Consider the following 17,494-nt stretch of genomic DNA (forward strand, 5'->3'; position numbering starts at 1 on the left):
CCATAATCCCGGTCGGCTGTTGTTGAAAAGATATCTGTCACCGCGCCTTAACGCGAAGCCGCGGCGTATGGGTCCCTGCGTTCGCAGGGACGACAGTGGAGGAATGTCGAGCGCTCCGCTTGACAGCGCGCGTCCTTCGGCTGTATGGCCCTGCCCATGATCCTGAACCGGACCAACGCCCGCGCCACTATCCGTCGTCGCTCTGTCGACGATGATGGGTCGCGCCGTGTCCGACGACAACGCTGAAACACTGGGATCAGCAACGTTTTCGAGAAGGCCGCACCCGCAAAGTGCGGCCTTCTTGCGTTTCAGCCCGCTTTGCTTCCCAACCCCGCTGAGGAGTTTTGATATGAGCAACGCCACGCATTCGTTCGACGCATTGATGGAAATCACCTCCCGGCCGCCGACGGTTTTCGTCCGCGGCGAAGGCTCGTTGCTGTGGGACGACTCAGGCAAGCGCTATCTCGACTTCATCCAGGGTTGGGCGGTCAATTGCCTCGGCCATTCGCCGCCGGCCATCGCCGATGCGCTGGCAGCGCAAGCAAAGCTGCTGCTGACGCCGAGCCCGGCGTTTTACAACGGTCCCAGCCTGGCGCTGGCGAAGGCGCTCACCGATCAGAGCTGCTTCGACCAGGTGTTCTTCGCCAATTCGGGCGCTGAAGCCAACGAAGGTGCCATCAAACTCGCGCGCAAATACGGCGCCCTGCACAGGAACGGCGCTTACGAGATCATCACCTTCGAAGGCGGTTTTCACGGCCGCACGCTGGCGACGATGTCGGCATCCGGCAAGAAGGCTTTTGAACCCTTGTTCGAGCCTAAGGTGCCGGGCTTTCCCAAGGCCAGGCTGAACGATCTCGACTCGGTAAAACGGCTGATCACGGAAAAGACCGTCGGCGTCATGCTGGAGCCGATCCAGGGCGAAGCCGGGGTCTGGCCGGCGACGGACGAATTTCTGCAGGCGTTGCGCGCGCTGACCGAGGCGCATGGCTTGCTACTGATCTTCGACGAGATCCAGACCGGCATGGGCCGCACCGGCAAGCTGTTTCACTACGAGCATGCCGGAATCGAGCCCGACATCATGACGCTGGGCAAGGGCATCGGCGGCGGCGTGCCGCTGGCGGCGTTGCTGGCGACCGACAAGGCTTCCTGCTTCGCGCATGGCGACCAGGGCGGCACGTTCAATGGCAATCCGCTGATGTGCGCGGCCGGACTTGCGGTTCTGGCCGAGGTCAGCAAGCCGGAGTTCCTGAAATCGGCCATCGATGCCGGGTTGTTTCTTGAAAGCGAGTTGCAGCGGATTTCGGCGCGGCACGGCCTCGGCGAAGTCCGCGGCCGAGGGCTGTTGCTGGCGCTCGACCTCAAGCACCCGATCGGTGCCTCTGTTGTCGCTCAGGCGCTGGCCGACGGCATCCTGCTGAACTCGCCGCAGCCGGACGCGCTGCGCTTCATGCCGGCGCTCAACGTTTCGCGAGAGGAGATTTCGCAGATGATCGACGGCCTCGACGCGATCCTGACGCGGATGGGGGCGGCACGGCGGGTGGCGTAATAATTCAGGCCGTCATTGCGAGCGCAGCGAAGCAATCCATTCTTTCTTTCCGCAGAGGCATGGATTGCTTCGTCGCATCCGCCTTCGCCGCGAAGGCGGGCTTCGGCGGACAAGAGAGCTCCTCGCAATGACGGTCTTGAGAGACCCTACGGCTTCAAAATCGAAGCACCGGTAGTTGCCCGTGCCTCCAGGTCGGTATGCGCTCTGGCCGCGTCCTTCAGCGCGTAGGCGTGGTTGATCGGCACGTGCAGCTTGCCGTTGATGACGGCCGAGAACAGGGTGTCGGCGCCCTCAAGCAAATCCGCCCGCGTGGCGATGTAGTCGTTGAGTTTCGGACGGGTCGCAAACAGCGAGCCGTGATTGTTGAGTTCGGCAATCGAGAACGGCGGCACCGGACCCGAGGCGTTACCGAAGCTCACGAACAACCCGCGCGGCTTCAGGCAGGACAGCGACCCCGGAAAGGTGGTTTTGCCGACGCCGTCATAGACGACATCGCAGAGCTCGTTGCGGCTGATCTGTTTGACGCGGGAGACGAAGTCTTCCTCATTGTAGAGGATGACGTGATCGCAGCCATTGGCCAGCGCCAGATCCGCCTTGGCCTTGGTGCCGACGGTGCCGATGACATGCGCGCCCATCGCCCTCGCCCATTGGCACGCCAACAGGCCGATGCCGCCTGCCGCGGCATGAATCAGCACCCGATGGTGCGGCTCGACCTTGAACGTCTTGTGCAACAGGTACCAGACCGTGAGCCCCTTGAGCATCAGGACGGCGCCCTGCTCGTAGGTGATATGGTCGGGCAGCTTCACCAGCTTGTCCCAGGGAATGTTGCGTTCGGTGGCATAGCCGCCGAGATTGAAATAATAGGCGACCCGGTCGCCGGGATGAAAATTGGTGACGCCCGGTCCCACCGCCAGAACCTCGCCGGCGGCTTCATTGCCGGCGATGAAGGGCAGCCCCGGCGCCTTGTAGAGCCCCGTGCGGTAATAGACGTCGATGAAGTTCAGACCGACGGCATGTTGGCGGATGCGAACCTCGCCGGGTCCGGGCGCGGGCACGTCGACCGATTCGTAAACCAGGGCTTCCGGGCCCCCCACCTTGTGCACGCGCACGGCCTTGATCATATCGAATTCTCCTTAGCCCAAGTTCTCCTTGGGCATTGCCTTGAGGTCGAGCGAAAGCCATCGGGACTGCGTTGTCAACTCGCCGCGGCAGCCTCTATCCGCCGGGCTGCCGGACCGGCTTCTCGCGGGTCTTCTTCGCAGCTTTTCTTCGGTTGTTCTTGGCGAGAACATTGAAGAATTCGACGGCGACCGAGAACGTGATCGCGAAGTAGATGTAGCCGCGCGGAATGTGGAACTGGAATCCGTCCGCCACCAGCGCCACGCCGATCAGCACCAGAAACGCCAAAGCGAGCATCTTGGTGGTCGGATGTTCCGCCACGAATTTCGTGACCGGAACGGCCGATACATACATCACGACCACGGCGATGATGACCGCCGCGATCATGATCTCGAGTTGCTCAGCCATGCCGATCGCGGTGATGATCGAATCCAGCGAGAACACCAGGTCGATGATGATGATCTGGACGATCACCCAGAAGAATGCGTTGGGCGCCGGCGTGTCCTCGTGTCCCTCTTCACGCGCTTCCATTTCGCGGTGAATTTCATGGGTGGCCTTGGCGATCAGAAACAGCCCGCCGCCGATCAGGATGATGTCGCGCCAGGAGAACCCCATGCTCTTCACGGTGAAGACGGGCTGCGTCAAACCGATCAGCCACACCAGCACACTGAGCAGCATGATGCGGAACACCAGCGCCAGCGCCAGCCCGATCTGCCGCGCGCGCTTGGCCTGCGGTTCCGGAAGACGCGAGACGATGACCGACAGGAAGATGACGTTGTCGATGCCGAGCACAATCTCCAGCGCCGTCAGGGTCAACAGCGCCGCCCAAGCCTCCGGACTGGTCAGTAATTCCATCATGGTTTGAAAGACCTCACAATTCGGATCGCGGCGTCGCTCGCCACGACGTAGAGTGCGATTGCACAGAGTGCGACGGTTACCGGCGCGCTGACATCGAAATCCCTGGCCAGCGCGAAGATCGCCAGTACCGCCCCAATGCTCATCAGCAAAAATGTCAGGCCGCGCAGCCGCACGACCCGGACCGGATGCATCACGTTGAAGGGCACGAACGTCAGTATGATCAGGACCGCGACCATCAGGCTCGCCAGCCACGGCCGCGGATGCAGCAGGAACAGATAGAACGCCGCGGCGTTCCACAGCGCCGGAAAACCGCGGAAATGGTTATCGTCGGTTTTCATGCGGCGATCGGCGAAATACAGCGCGCCGGATACCACGATGCCGGCTCCCAGCAGCGGCGCCATCACCGGCAACAACATGCCACTGGCGGTGATCGCATAGGCCGGCACGAAAACATAGGTCACAAAGTCGACCACGAGATCGAGCACCTCACCCGACCAGTTCGGCTGCAGCCGCACGACATCGAACCGCCGCGCGATCGGGCCATCGAGCGCGTCGACCACCAGCGCCAGCCCGAGCCACGCGAACATCGCCGCCCAGTGCTCCCGCACCGCCTCCAGCATCGCGAGCAGGCCGATGCCCGCCCCCATCGCCGTAAAGATATGGACGGAAAATGCCGCCGCCCGCGTCCCCGGCGTCGCTCGCGGTGCAGAAACTGGCTGGTTCGACTCGTCCATCGGACCGCACTGCTATCAGGAATTGCCGCGATTTGCACACCGCTGCTTGCGGCGTTCGGCCGCGCAAACCGCAGGGAACATTTGACCTGACGATGCAGACTTGAAAATGCCGCCGGGAACGTCAATTGTCCCGATATGAATATCGGTTCCGATACCTATGACGTCGTCGTGATCGGCGGCGGCCCTGCGGGACTGGCCGCCGCGGTCGCCCTGGCGGAGACCGGCGCGCGCACGGCGCTGGTCGCCCGGCGCTTGCCCTATGCCGACAACCGCACCACGGCGCTGCTGGGCGACTCCATCGATCTGCTCGAACGGCTGGAGGTCTGGCCGCGCTGCAGGGACCAGGCGGCGGCATTGCGCGTAATGCGGCTGGTCGACGACACCGGCCGGCTGATCCGGGCGCCCGAGGTCCGGTTCGCCTGCGAGGAAATCGGCCTCGACGTGTTCGGCTACAACATCGAGAACCGTGCGCTGATCGAGGCGCTGGAGCAACGCGCCGCTGGACTTTCCGGGTTGACGCGGTTCGACGATGAGGCTGCGACGATCAGCCCTGATGATGCCGAGGTCGTCATCCACACGCGCGCCGGCGAGTCACTGGCGGCACGCCTCGTGGTCGGCGCTGACGGGCGGCAATCGCTGTGCCGGCAGGCAGCCGGTATCGAGGTCAGCCGCCGCAGCCTCAACCAGGCGGCGTTGACCTTCAACATCAGCCATTCGCGGCCGCATCGAGACATCTCCACGGAGTTTCACACCTCGCACGGTCCGTGCGTATTCGTTCCCCTGCCCGGCGACCGCAGCAGCGTGGTGTGGGTTGCCGCGCCGAAGGAAGCCGAACGGCTGATCGCATTGAGCGATGACGAATTGTCGGAAGCGGCGGAACGACAATCGCATTCCATTCTCGGCCGCGTCAGCGTTGGGCCGGGGCGGCATTTGTTTCCGCTCGGCATCGAACAGCCCCGGCAGTTCGCCAGGGATCGTATCGTGCTGGTCGGCGAAGCCGCGCATGTGGTGCCGCCGATCGGCGCGCAGGGCCTGAACCTGGGATTGCGCGACGCCGCAGATGTCGCCGATATCGTGCGCGACGCGATGCTGGCAGGCGAAGACCCGGGATCCCAGCAGGTGATCAAGCGTTACGATTCGGCGCGGCGCAGCGACGTCGCCAGCCGCACCTTCGTGATCGATATGGCCAACCGCTCACTGCTCAGCGATTTCCTGCCCGTGCAGTCGCTGCGTGCGGTCGGCATGCATCTGATCGGTTCGGTCGGCGCGATCCGCCGTCTGGCCATGCGCGAGGGCCTGGCGCCGTCGTGGCGGCCGTCGCGAGGTCACGGGAATACCAGCCGGCCGCTTTGAATGAACCACATCACGCTGGTCAGCGTGATGACGGAGGCGAATGTTCCAATCAGGACGGCGACCGACGCGGGCTCGACCCAGGTGTCGTGCTGCCGGGAGATCACGAACACGCTGAGCGCCGGCGGCAGTGCGGCCATCAGCACCGCGGTCGCCGCCCAGGGTTGCGGGAACGGCCCGAATTCCAGCATCAATCCGAACACGATCAGCGGATGGATCACGAGCTTGACCGCGATGGCGCCGGGCACCTCCCAGGGCACCCCGGCCAGCGGGCGCAATGCAACCGTCACCCCCAGCACGAAAAGCGCCACCGGCGCGGCGGAGTTCTGCAGGAACAGCAGTGTGTTGTCGATCGCGGCCGGCGGGCGAACGTGAAAGGCGGCGGCGAGCGCGCCGGCGCAGGCCGACATGATCAAGGGGTTCAGGACGATCTGCCGCGCCACCATGCCGAGCGTGCGCAGCAATGATTGATGTTCGCGGTCGGTGAGCGCGATCAACAGCGGCACGACCGTGAAGAGAAAGATGGCGTCGCAGCAGAAAATCAACGCGGTCGGCGCCGCGGCCTTCGAGCCGAGCACGGCCAGCGCCAGCCCGGGGCCCATATAGCCGATGTTGCCATAGCCGCCGGCAAGGCCCGCCAGGGTGGATTCCCGGACCGAGAGTCGGCCGATCAACTGGCTCAAGAACATCGCGAGGAAGAAGGCGCTGGCGGTGCCGAAGGTGGTGGCAATCAGGAATGGCGGATTATTCAGCTCCGCGAACGGCGTCTTTGCCATAATTCCAAACAGCAGCGCCGGCAGCGAGACGTAGAGCAGGAAGAAGTTCATCCATGCCAGCCCGTCCTCCGGCAGGGCCTTGGTCTTGCCGCAGGCGAACCCAATGAAAATCAAGCCGAAATAGGGCAACGCAAGGTTGAGAATGTCGATCATCGGGGTGGGTCTTTTTCATCATTCTTGCCCCGCTCGACAGCCCGGACGGACCGGCATGGCAAAGGTTAATTCGGCTGTTTGCCTCTAGCATCGGCCACAATCATGGTCTATTCGACGAGATATGATAAAAGCGCGGACCGCCAAATTTCAGATCGGACAAATCGTCCGGCACCGGATCTTTTCGTTCCGGGGCGTGGTCTTCGATATCGACCCGGTCTTCAACAATACCGAGGAATGGTGGCTGTCGATCCCCGAAGAGGTCCGCCCCCACAAGGACCAGCCGTTTTATCATCTGCTCGCGGAAAACTCCGAGTCCGAATACGTCGCCTATGTTTCCGAGCAGAACCTGCTGCCCGACGATTCGGGCGAGCCAATCCGGCACTCGCAGGTCGCCGAGATCTTTGTCAAAGACAAATCGGGCGGCTACCGCCCGCGCAATCCGTCGCTGAATTAGAGCGCCAGATTTTCGTCATTGCGAGGAGCAATTGCGACGAAACAATCCAGCTTCCTTTTGGCACCGCAAAGAAAGCTGGATTGCTTCGCTTCGCTCGCAATGACGGCACGAAAAAGGCGCCCGATCCGGGCGCCTTTTGTTTGACAGGACCCGCCCTGCCCTTATTTCGCAGCCGGATTGGCCGCAGGCGGATTGGCCTCGAGCTTCTTGCGGGCTTCTTCAGCGCGCTTCTGCAGCTCTTCCTGCAGTTTCTTCTGGGTTTCCTCGAACACCTTGGGATCGGTCGGCGGACCGTCATAGGCCTTGGCGAATTCGGCCAGCGGCAGCGGCAGTGTGAGCGGCGCGCCGTTGGAGTTGATCGCCTGCACCACCAGGTTCTGCCCCTTCTTCATGCTCGCGAGCAATTCCGGCGTGACGTCGTAGTCCGACATGCAGCCGTTGGCGAAGCAGATCACATAGGGGCTCTGCGCAGGGGCATTGGCGTCGACGATCACGCGGGTGCCGTGAACCAGCTGCATGCCGAGCGGCAGCGTGACGCGCAGGATCTTCTTGGGCTCGCCTTCGGGCTCGATGATGACCGCCGCGATGACGGGCTGGCCGGACTCGATGCGGCCGTCCTTGCCGGTGAAGCAGACCTGCTTGGCGCCGGCGTCTTGGCCCTTCAGGCAGAACTTGGTCCAGGGCGCATAGATCAGCTGAACTTGCTGGTCGGCAGGCTGGGCACCCGCGGCGGGAGCTCCCGCCGGCGGTGCGGCAGGCTGCTGCGCGGCCGGAGCCGGGGCCTTCGGAGCTGCCTTCGGCGCGGCCTTCGGGGCCGCCTTGGGGGCGGCAGGGGCACCGGGCGCCGGTTGGGGCTGCTGGGCCTGCGCGCCCGAAGCCAGCAACGAGGCGGACAGTGCGGTCGCCACCAACAGGGCGGCAATCCGCCCACGCGGCCACACCGGCGCGGCCAAGATACGGAAATTCATTGCGGAAAACCCTTTCTGAACGGAAGCGGCAGAAACCGCTGCAGGCACCGACACCTAGCCGTTGAGCGGCTGTCTCTTTGCCAAATGAGGCGGATACGTGACAGGCCCTGCTGTCTTGGTCAATTGCCCGCCTTCAATACAGCGGCGGGCGAAAAGATCAATGCCGATAGGCATCCTGGCGACCTGCCGCGACCGGGTGTGTCGGCTATGGTAAAAGCCGCTGTGCACAATATCGAATCAAATCCGCCCGCGGCGTTGCCAATTTCCCGGCGACCGCGCGTTCAAGCCGTAGTCTGCTTCGTACTGGCTTTGGCCGGCGGTCTTGTGGTCGCGGCCGGCACCTGCCGGGCGGCCGAGCCGCGCCATGCCATCGCCATGCACGGCGCCCCGGCCCTGCCGGCCGATTTCACCCATATGCCCTATGCCAATCCCGCGGCGCCGAAGGGCGGCCGGCTGGTGCAGGGCATTCTCGGCACCTTCGACAGCCTCAACCCGCTGATCGTCAAGGGCCTCGCCGTGCAGCAGGTCAGGGGCTTCGTGGTCGAAAGCCTGATGGCGCGCGGCCATGACGAGCCCTTCACGCTTTACGGTCTGCTGGCCCAGCGCGTGGAGACCGACGACAGCAGGAGCTATGTCACCTTCCATCTCGATGCCCGGGCGCGTTTCTCCGACGGCAAGCCGGTGCTCGCCGAGGACGTGCTGTTCTCGTGGGCGCTGCTGCGCGACAAGGGGCGTCCCAATCATCGCCAGTATTACGCCAAGGTCGCCAGGGCCGAGGCCTTGGATCCTCTCACCGTGCGGTTCGACCTCGCCGGCGCCAACGACCGCGAACTGCCGCTGATCCTCGGCCTGATGCCGGTATTGCCGAAGCATGCCGTCGACGTCGCAACGTTCGAGGAGACCTCGATGACGGCGCCCATCGGTTCCGGCCCCTACCGCATCACCGCGGTGAAGCCCGGCGCCGGCGTCACGCTGACCCGCAATCCCGATTACTGGGGCCGCGACCTGCCGGTCAATCGGGGCTTGTGGAATTTCGACGAGATCAGGCTGGATTTCTATCGCGAGGCCAACGGCGCCTTCGAAGCGTTCAAGCGCGGCCTCTACGATTTTCGCGTCGAGACCGAACCGCTGCGCTGGCACGACGGATATGATTTCCAGGCTGCCCGCAGCGGCGAGGTGATCCGCGACGCCATCAAGACCGGGATGCCGCAACCTGCCGAATTCCTCGTGTTCAACACGCGGCGCCCGGTCTTTTCGGATATCCGCGTGCGCCAGGCGCTGACGCTGTTGTTCGATTTCGAATGGATCAACCGCAACTACTTTTTCGGCCTCTATGGGCGCACCGCGAGTTTCTTCGCAGGCTCCGTCCTGTCGGCCTATGGCCGCGCGGCGGACGATCGCGAGCGGGAGCTGCTGAAGCCGTTCGCCTCGCATATGCCGCCCGATATTCTCGACGGCAGTTACCGCCTCCCCGTCACCGACGGTTCCGGCCGCGATCGCGCCACGCTGCGCGGCGCGCTGAAGCTGTTGTCGGAGGCCGGCTACGAACTCGACGGCGCGGTGCTGCGGCAGCGTTCGACCAGGGCCCCCCTCACCTTCGAAATCCTGGTGACGACGCGCGATCAGGAACGGATCGCGCTGGCCTATCAGCGCGACCTGAAGCGCGCCGGCATCGAGGCGTCGGTGCGTGCGGTCGACGCCGTTCAGTTCGACCAGCGCCGTCTCTCCTTCGAGTTCGACATGCTGCAGAACCGCTGGGATCAATCGTTGTCGCCCGGCAACGAGCAGTCGTTCTACTGGGGCAGCGAGGCCGCGGGAATTCAGGGCACCCGGAACTATATGGGCGCCAGGGACCCCGCGATCGACGTCTTGATCGCGGCCCTGCTGGAGGCGCGCGAGCATACCGATTTCGTCCCGGCGGTGCGGGCACTGGACCGGACCCTGATGTCGGGCTTCTACGGTATTCCGCTGTTTAACGTTCAAGAGCAATGGATCGCGCGCTGGAATCGGATAGAAGGGCCTGACGCCACGGCCCTGACCGGGTATCTGCCGGAAACCTGGTGGCAGCGGCCCGGCGCCCAACCGAAGTGATCCCCGTGATCCAGACCAACACATCGCCGACGCTCGACGGATTGTTCAAGCGGATCCTGGCCCGCAAGCCGGATGCGCCGGCGTTGCTCGATCCCATCAACAAGCAGCGCATCACCGGCCAGCCGCCGAGGAACCTGACCTTCGCGGAGGCCGACCGGGCGATCACGGCGCTGTCGGCGCATTTCATCGAATCCGGGCTGCCGTCCAATTCCGTGATCGCGGTGCAGTTGCCCAATACCGTCGAGTTCGTGCTGACGGTGCTGGCGGCGCATCGCGCCGGCCTGGTGGTGGCGCTGTTCCCGCTGCTGTGGCGGCAGGCGGAACTGACGGTCGCGCTCAATCGCACCGGTGCGCGGGCGATCGTGAGCATGAGCCGGATCGACGGCGTCGTGCATTCCGATCTCGCCATGAATGCCGCGGCCGAGGCCTTTTCGATCCGCCATGTCTGCGGCTTCGGCAGCGACCTGCCGGAAGGCATGGCCTCACTCGATCTGGCCCTGTCGGCCGGCTCCACCACTTCGCGGTCCGTGGTTCAGGACGGCCGCAAGGCGGCGATTGTCTCGTTCGACGTCACCAGCGACGGCTTTCGCCCGGTGCCGCGTTCGCATCTGAATTTGATCGCCGGCGGCCTCGCTCTGTCGCTCGAAAGCGACGTGCCGCAGGGCTCGACGATCATGTCGGCGTTCACGCCGTCGTCGTTCGCGGGCCTGACCTCGTCGCTGGTGATCTGGCTGTTGTCGGGCGGAACCCTGGCGCTGCAGCATCCGTTCGACGGCGACGTGCTCGAGCAACAGTTCCTCGAACACAGCTGCGATACGCTGGTCGCGCCCGCGCAACTGGCATTGCGGCTGGGCGAGATCGACCTGGCGGCGCGTCTGCCGACCCTGCGCACGATGATCGGCCTGTGGCGCGCGCCGGAACAGGTCGCGTCGTCGTCGCCCTGGACGCAGCCGCAGGTGACGCTGACGGATGTCTATCTGTTCGGCGAAGCCGGCCTGTTCGCGGCCCGCCGCACCGCGGCCGATGGCGCGCCGGCGGCGGTCCGGCCGGGACCGCACAGCGCGCCGCGCGAGGTTCCGGGCTCATCGATATCGGGCGAGATCTTTCTGACGCCGAGGGGAACGCTGGCTTTGCGTGGGCCGATGGTTTCCGCGGCCCCCTACGCGCCGCCGCCGCCGCCCAGCGACTCGCTGATCGCGCAGCCGCCGCGCGATTATGTCGACACCGACTATGCCGCCCGGATCGATCGGGCGACCGGCGCGATCTGCATTACCGCGCCGCCCACCGGGATCATGGCGGTCGGCGGCTACCGGTTTCTGGCAGGCGATCTGCAGGAATGGGCCCGGCGGCTCGGACAGGGCGCGCTGCTGACGGCGTTGCCGGACCGGCTCAGCGGTCACCGGCTTGCCGGACGCGCCCAGGACAATGGCCGCGCCCGCGAGGCGCTGGCCGAACTCGGGCTTAACCCGCTGATGGTGGAAGCGTTTCGCGACCGGGCCAATCAGACCTGACTGAAATCCAGGGGGTCTCGTTGACGCGGCATTAAGGCCGGGGAACTAGGGTTACCGCGTTCCAACTGACGCGCAATCCGAGTTTCAGAATGTCCCAGCAAGGCCCGCTCATCGTCGTATCGACCGCCGGGCGCCCCTCATTCGCCAACGCGCTCGACGATGCCAAGATGTTTCCGATGATCGATGCCGGCTGGGCCGATGCATCGCGCGCCGTCGCGCAGCTGCACCCGGCCGCCGTGCTGGTCGCGATGACCGGATCGGCCAAACCCGGTCTCGACGCCCTAGCCAAACAGATCGCCGCGCAGCGGCCCTATCTGCCACTGATCGCCGTCGACCCCACGACATCGCTGCCCGACAACGCCATCCCGTTCTCGCAAACCAGCGGCGGTTTCGATCGCCTGACCGCACGGTTGCGTGCTGCCTTGCGGGTTCGCGCACTTGATATCACCGTGATGCGCCGCATGGATGGTGAGCCGTTGGCGCGCGCCGCGGCGGCCGACTTCGATCCGACCCGTGACGCCACCGTGCTGCTGATCGGCCGCGGCGCCGCATACCCTGCGCTTTCGGTATCGCTCGGCGAGCGGACCGGGGTGGTCGGCGCGCTCTCGATCGAAGCCGCCGCCAAGCATCTCAACACCCGTGACATCGACGGCATCGTGCTCGGCGAGGGTTTCAGTCCGCGCGTGGTGGATGCCTTCCTCACGGTGCTGACCGAGGATTCGCGCTTTCGCAACCTGCCTGTGGTGATGACATCGGCTGCGCTGGCGCCGGAATATGATCTGCCGAATCTCGAAATCATCTCCGGCGAGCCCGCGCTCATTGCCGCCAACGCGCTGCCGCTGATCCGCCAGCATGCCTTCGAGGCCCATCTGACCCGAACCCTCCGATCGCTCGACGCCGAGGGCCTGCTCGATGCCAGGACCGGTCTGCTGACACCGTCGGCCTTCAGCCGCGACTTCGCCACGGCGGTCTATCAAACGCTGTCGCGCGGCGGCGGTTTGACGGTGGCGCGCTTCGCCTTCGATCCCGCCCACCCCCGCGCCCAGTTGGACGGCGCGCGGATCATCAGCCGGCTGATGCGGCAAATGGATTTCGGCGCCGCCCAGGACGACGGCTCGGTCATCATGGCGTTCGCCGATACCGATCTGCGCAACGGCCACCTGATCGCCCGGCGGCTCTCCAGCGTGATGCGCCACACCAGCCACGGCAAGCGCGACGCCGGCTCCGGGCCATCCGTGACGGTGGCGACCATGATGCCGAACGATTCGGCGAAGTCGTTGCTGGCCCGGCTCGCTGAAGAAGCCCAACGCGCGGCGTCGTAAATCGTCCCAACTGATGCCCACGCTCTCTCCGCGTCATTGCGAGGAGCGCTCTTGTCCGCCGAAGCCCGCCTTCGGGCGAAGGCGGATGCGACGAAGCAATCCATTCTTTCTTTGCTCGGCAAGATGGATTGCTTCGCTGCGCTCGCAATGACGTTGAGGGAGCTTTCGCAGGGTGGGCAAAGGCGCGCTCTTCGCGCCGTGCCCACCACTTCAATGCAGGAAGACGGTGGGCACGGCGCAAGCGCCTTTGCCCACCCTGCAAAGCGATCACGCCGCCTTCTTGTTCTCGGCGAGGTTGGCCAGCTGCCGCAAAATCTCCGTGGTGCCGTAGAGGCGTTCTTCCGGCGTCTCCCAGACCTGCAGGAACACTACCTTCATGTCCGGGCGCACCTTGGCGGCGTTGCCGTGCTGGCGGATGAAGTAGACGAGACGATCGGGCTGCGCGAACTTGTTGTCGCGGAAGGTGATGACCGCGCCCTTCGGGCCGGCATCGACCTTCTCGACATTGGCTCTTCGGCAATAGCCCTTGATCGCGGCGATCTTGAAGAGATAGCGCACTTCGTCCGGCAGCACGCCGAAGCGGTCGCGCAGCTCGGCGGCGAAATTGTCGATCTCGTCGTCGGTGTCGAGATCGGCCAGCCGCCGGTACAGCGACAGCCGCACCGCGAGGTCGTTGACGTATTCCTCGGGGATCAGCACCGGCATGCCGATGGTGATCTGCGGCGACCAGCGGTCCGCCGCGGGCTCGACCACGCCGGCCTTGAGGTTGAGGATCGCCTCCTCCAGCATCGACTGGTACAGCTCGAAGCCGACTTCCTTGATGTGGCCGGACTGTTCCTCGCCGAGCAGATTGCCGGCGCCGCGGATATCGAGATCGTGCGATGCCAGCTGGAAGCCGGCGCCGAGCGTCTCCAGCGATTGCAGCACCTTCAGGCGCCGTTCGGCCTGCGCCGTGATCTTGGCCTGCGCCGGAAGCGTGAACAGCGCATAGGCGCGCAGCTTGGAGCGCCCTACCCGGCCGCGCAATTGATAGAGCTGCGCGAGGCCGAACATGTCGGCGCGGTGCACGATCAGGGTGTTGGCGGTGGGAATATCCAGGCCGGACTCGATGATCGTGGTCGACAGCAGGATATCGTATTTGCCGTCGTAGAATGCCGACATGATGTCCTCGATCACGGTCGGCGGCATCTGGCCATGCGCCACCGCGACCTTCATCTCCGGCACATTCTTGTCGAGAAAATCCTTGACGCCTGCGAGGTCCTCGATCCGCGGCACCACATAGAACGCCTGACCGCCGCGGTAGCGTTCGCGCAACAGCGCCTCGCGGATCATCAGGGGGTCGTGCGGCGCCACAAAGGTGCGGACCGCCAGACGATCGACCGGCGGCGAGGCGATGATCGACAGATCGCGCACCCCGGTCAGCGCCAGCTGCAGCGTGCGCGGGATCGGCGTGGCACTCAGCGTCAGCACGTGGACCTGGGCTCGCAGTTGCTTCAGTTTCTCCTTGTGGGTGACGCCGAAGTGTTGCTCCTCGTCGACGATCACGAGGCCGAGATCCCTGAACCTGATCGCCTTGCCGAGCAGCGCGTGAGTGCCGATCACGATATCGACTCCGCCTTCCGCAATGCCTTTCTTGACCTGCGTGAGTTCCTTGGCCGGGACCAGTCGCGAGGCCTGCGCGACATTGACCGGGAAGCCGCGGAATCGCTCGGTGAAATTCCTGCTGTGCTGCCGCGCCAGCAGCGTGGTCGGCACCACCACGGCGACCTGCTTGCCCTCGAGCGCGACCGCGAAGGCCGCGCGCAGCGCCACCTCGGTCTTGCCGAAGCCGACATCGCCGCAGATCAGCCGGTCCATCGGCCGGCCGGTTTCGAGGTCCTTCAGCGTGGCATTGATGGCGCCGAGCTGGTCCTCGGTTTCCTCATAGGGGAAGCGCGCGCAGAATTCGTCGTAGAGATGCGGCTGCACCGGCATCTTCGGCGCTTCGTGCAGGTGCCGGGCGGCGGCGATTTTTATCAACTCGCCGGCGATCTCGCGGATGCGGTTCTTGAGCTTTGCCTTGCGCGCCTGCCAGCCGCTGCCGCCGAGCCGGTCCAGCTCGACATTGGCGTGGTCGGAGCCGTAGCGCGACAGCAGTTCGATATTCTCGACCGGCAGAAACAGTTTGGTATCGGCGGCGTAATGCAGCTCGAGACAATCGTGGGGCGCGCCGCCGACCTCGAGCGTCTGCAACCCGATGAAGCGGCCTATGCCGTGCTCGACATGAACCACGAGATCGCCGGTACTGAGGCTGGTGACCTCGGAGATGAAATTGTCGAGCTTGCGGCTGGCCTTGCGCGGCCGCACCAGCCGGTCGCCCAAAATATCCTGTTCGCTGATGACGGCGACATGCTCGGTCTCGAACCCGGATTCCATGCCGACCACCGCCAGCATGGCCTCGTTGCGCGGCGTCGCCTGCACCGTGCGCCAGGAGTTGACGCTGGTGAGCTGGCCGAGCTTGTGGTCCTTCAGCATGCTGCCCATGCGGTCGCGCGAGCCTTCGCTCCACAGCGCGATCACTACTTTCTTGCGCAGCGCATGCAGCGCCCGGACGTGGGCGACGACGGCCTCGAACACGTTGACGGAGGTATCGGCGCGCTCCGGCGCAAAATTGCGGCCCTGCCGGGCCCCGGCATCGACCGTGCCGGCGCTGCCGTCGGGCACGGCGAACGGGGTCAGCCGCGCCAGCGCCGCTTCATCCAGCCGCTTGCCCCACTCGTCTTCGGTCAGATACAGCCGGTCCGGCGGCAATGGCTTGTAGATCGCGCCGCCACCGGGGTGCTCCAGCGCCTCGCGCCGCGCCTCGTAATAGTCCGCGATCTGCTTGAAGCGCTCTCGCGCCGCGTCCTCGCTCTGCGGCTCGATCGCGACCGGCGCGCCGTCGAGATAATCGAACAGCGTGTCCATCCGGTCCTGGAACAGCGGCAGCCAGTGCTCCATGCCGGGATGGCGGCGGCCTTCGCTGACGGCTTCGTACAGGAGATCGTCGCGTTGCGGCGCGCCGAAGGTGGCGACGTAGCCCATCCGGAAGCGGCGGATGGTTTCGGTGACCAGTTGAAATTCCGAGATCGGCACCAGATCGAGCGAGCGCATCGGCAGCAGCGTACGCTGGGTTTCCGCGTCGAAACTGCGGATCGATTCCAGGCTGTCGCCGAAGAAATCGAACCGCACCGGCTGGTCGAGCCCGGCCGGAAACAGGTCCAAAATGCCGCCGCGCACGGCGTATTCGCCGGGCTCGCGCACCGTCGACGAGCGATTGTAGCCGTTATGCTCCAGCCACGAGATGATGGAGGCCATCGGCACCACGTGCCCTGGCGCCACCGACAACGCTTGCGCCGCGACGGTTTCCCGCGCCGGCACCCGCTGCACGATGGCGTTGACCGTGGTCAGCACGATCAGCGGCTTGTCGCTGCCCACGAGGCGCGACAACCGCGCCAGCGTGGTCAGCCGTTGCGCCAGGATGCCGCCGTGCGGCGACACCCGGTCATAGGGCTGGCAGTCCCAGGCCGGGAACTGCATGACCGGCAGATCGGGCGCGAAAAATTCCAGCGCGCGGGCCAGTTGCTGCATGCGCGGACCGTCGCGGCAGACCACGGCAAGGCTGACCGCCGGCGGGTTCGGCCGCGCCGCCACCGCGCGCGCGAGGTCGGAAACCACGAGGCCTTCGGCGCCCTCGGCGACATTGGCAAAAGTCAGCGCGCGGCCTGATGTCAGCATCTGCGCCGGCGATTGTGTCGGAGCCTTCATGCCACGGGACCCGCCCGAAATGACTGGATGCGGTCGAACAGGCCGTTGGCATAGTCCGGCGCCGGCGGCATTTTGCCGGTCAGTGCAGCGTAGAGATCGGGGTCGGGCACGTCCATCAGATGCTCAAATTGAACCAGTTCGTCGTCTGACAGGTTTTCGATCTCGGCATCGGCAAAGCGGCCGAGGATGAGGTCCATCTCGCGGGTGCCGCGATGCCAGCAGCGAAACAAAAGCCGCTTGCGACGGTCATCCAGGCCGTCGCTCGATCGTGCCGATCCCGTCATTGATGATTCCCATCCGAACGCCAAAAGCCCGGACGTGCCGGGCGGGGTTGATATAGCCATCGAAGTGACGAATGTCAGCCCCGATGTTCGGGGAATGGACCATTCTGTTGCAACGGTGCCGTGCATAAACGCACCTTCGCGATCTCGCAGCGCGGTTCGCCCGAGGTTTGCTGGAATTTTCCTTCGCCCCTCCAATCAGAGGGCGCAGGGAAAGCCGGGTGCGCGCTGCACCCGCGGTCTCGTGTGCAATGGGGTAGAGGTAGGCGGCACACGAGCATACAGGTGAAGCGGAGGCATCCGGCTTTCCCTGCGCGATGGTTTAAGGCTTATACGTGCTCTCCTCGGTGAGCCCTGCACTTTTGCCACCGTTGCCCGCGCCCGTGAGCGCGAACTTGACACCAGCCTTTGGGGTGTCGGAACCACACGATTTCGCCGTCCGCAGCAAACCCGCCCGTCTCGCGTGCCGCTGCGTCCACCGCATCCCCGCCCCGACGTCCGTGACGTTCGCGAAACGCCCCTCTGAATGGGACGGGATGGCAGAT

At 65.0% G+C, this 17,494-nt stretch carries 13 protein-coding genes; 6 read left to right on the top strand and 7 right to left on the bottom strand.

Annotated features, from left to right (window positions below; translation table 11 throughout):
- Positions 1–349 precede the first annotated feature (349 nt).
- Positions 350–1,546: an acetylornithine transaminase gene (locus Q7U29_RS08310; RefSeq protein ID WP_304740324.1), complete on the top strand. Its 1,197-nt coding sequence runs from the start codon at positions 350–352 to the stop codon at positions 1,544–1,546.
- Between the two features lie 146 nt (positions 1,547–1,692).
- Here the strand turns inward: Q7U29_RS08310 and Q7U29_RS08315 are convergent, their stop codons facing one another.
- From Q7U29_RS08315 to pcsA, 3 genes are all read right to left on the bottom strand, one after another.
- Complete coding sequence (locus tag Q7U29_RS08315) at positions 1,693–2,667, bottom strand: quinone oxidoreductase (protein ID WP_304740326.1); 975 nt, start codon at positions 2,665–2,667, stop codon at positions 1,693–1,695.
- A gap of 94 nt (positions 2,668–2,761) precedes the next feature.
- Positions 2,762–3,523 carry a TerC family protein gene (locus Q7U29_RS08320; RefSeq protein ID WP_304740327.1) on the bottom strand — a complete coding sequence of 254 codons (762 nt, stop codon included), beginning with the start codon at positions 3,521–3,523 and terminating at the stop codon, positions 2,762–2,764.
- Positions 3,520–4,257: a phosphatidylcholine synthase gene (gene pcsA, locus Q7U29_RS08325; protein ID WP_304740328.1), complete on the bottom strand. Its 738-nt coding sequence runs from the start codon at positions 4,255–4,257 to the stop codon at positions 3,520–3,522. The genes Q7U29_RS08320 and pcsA overlap by 4 nt, the downstream gene beginning before the upstream one ends.
- 135 nt (positions 4,258–4,392) lie before the next feature.
- On the opposite strand from pcsA, the gene Q7U29_RS08330 reads away from it, so the two are divergent.
- Positions 4,393–5,610, top strand: a complete 1,218-nt coding sequence (locus tag Q7U29_RS08330; RefSeq protein ID WP_304740330.1) for a UbiH/UbiF family hydroxylase — start codon at positions 4,393–4,395, stop codon at positions 5,608–5,610.
- Here the strand turns inward: Q7U29_RS08330 and Q7U29_RS08335 are convergent.
- Complete coding sequence (locus Q7U29_RS08335) at positions 5,583–6,536, bottom strand: AEC family transporter (RefSeq protein WP_304740332.1); 954 nt, start codon at positions 6,534–6,536, stop codon at positions 5,583–5,585. The two genes, Q7U29_RS08330 and Q7U29_RS08335, sit on opposite strands and share 28 nt — an antisense overlap.
- A 121-nt stretch (positions 6,537–6,657) precedes the next feature.
- Between Q7U29_RS08335 and hspQ the strand changes: the two genes are divergently transcribed.
- Entirely contained in the window at positions 6,658–6,990 is a 333-nt protein-coding gene (hspQ, locus tag Q7U29_RS08340; RefSeq protein ID WP_304740333.1) for a heat shock protein HspQ, read from the top strand.
- Positions 6,991–7,151: 161 nt separating this feature from the next.
- Here the strand turns inward: hspQ and Q7U29_RS08345 are convergent, their stop codons facing one another.
- Complete coding sequence (locus tag Q7U29_RS08345; protein WP_304740335.1) at positions 7,152–7,958, bottom strand: invasion associated locus B family protein; 807 nt, start codon at positions 7,956–7,958, stop codon at positions 7,152–7,154.
- Between the two features lie 375 nt (positions 7,959–8,333).
- On the opposite strand from Q7U29_RS08345, the gene Q7U29_RS08350 reads away from it, so the two are divergent.
- The 3 genes from Q7U29_RS08350 to Q7U29_RS08360 all read left to right on the top strand — a co-directional run bounded on the left by Q7U29_RS08350 (position 8,334) and on the right by Q7U29_RS08360 (position 12,882).
- The gene (locus tag Q7U29_RS08350; RefSeq protein WP_304740445.1) at positions 8,334–10,049 is read left to right on the top strand and encodes an extracellular solute-binding protein; all 1,716 of its coding nucleotides are present in this window, start codon (positions 8,334–8,336) and stop codon (positions 10,047–10,049) included.
- 5 nt (positions 10,050–10,054) lie between these two features.
- Positions 10,055–11,560: a class I adenylate-forming enzyme family protein gene (locus tag Q7U29_RS08355; protein WP_304740448.1), complete on the top strand. Its 1,506-nt coding sequence runs from the start codon at positions 10,055–10,057 to the stop codon at positions 11,558–11,560.
- Between the two features lie 89 nt (positions 11,561–11,649).
- Positions 11,650–12,882: a GGDEF domain-containing protein gene (locus Q7U29_RS08360; RefSeq protein ID WP_304740337.1), complete on the top strand. Its 1,233-nt coding sequence runs from the start codon at positions 11,650–11,652 to the stop codon at positions 12,880–12,882.
- Positions 12,883–13,149: 267 nt separating this feature from the next.
- Here the strand turns inward: Q7U29_RS08360 and mfd are convergent, their stop codons facing one another.
- Together mfd and Q7U29_RS08370 are read right to left on the bottom strand one after the other, a co-directional pair.
- On the bottom strand, positions 13,150–16,668 hold the full coding sequence (gene mfd / locus Q7U29_RS08365) for a transcription-repair coupling factor (RefSeq protein WP_304740339.1): 3,519 nt from the start codon (positions 16,666–16,668) through the stop codon (positions 13,150–13,152).
- On the bottom strand, positions 16,665–16,952 hold the full coding sequence (locus Q7U29_RS08370; protein WP_304740449.1) for a succinate dehydrogenase assembly factor 2: 288 nt from the start codon (positions 16,950–16,952) through the stop codon (positions 16,665–16,667). Before Q7U29_RS08370 ends, mfd begins: the two co-directional genes overlap by 4 nt.
- Positions 16,953–17,494: the final 542 nt, after the last annotated feature.

It is taken from the genome of Bradyrhizobium sp., assembly GCF_030654605.1.
Lineage (GTDB): Bacteria > Pseudomonadota > Alphaproteobacteria > Rhizobiales > Xanthobacteraceae > Bradyrhizobium.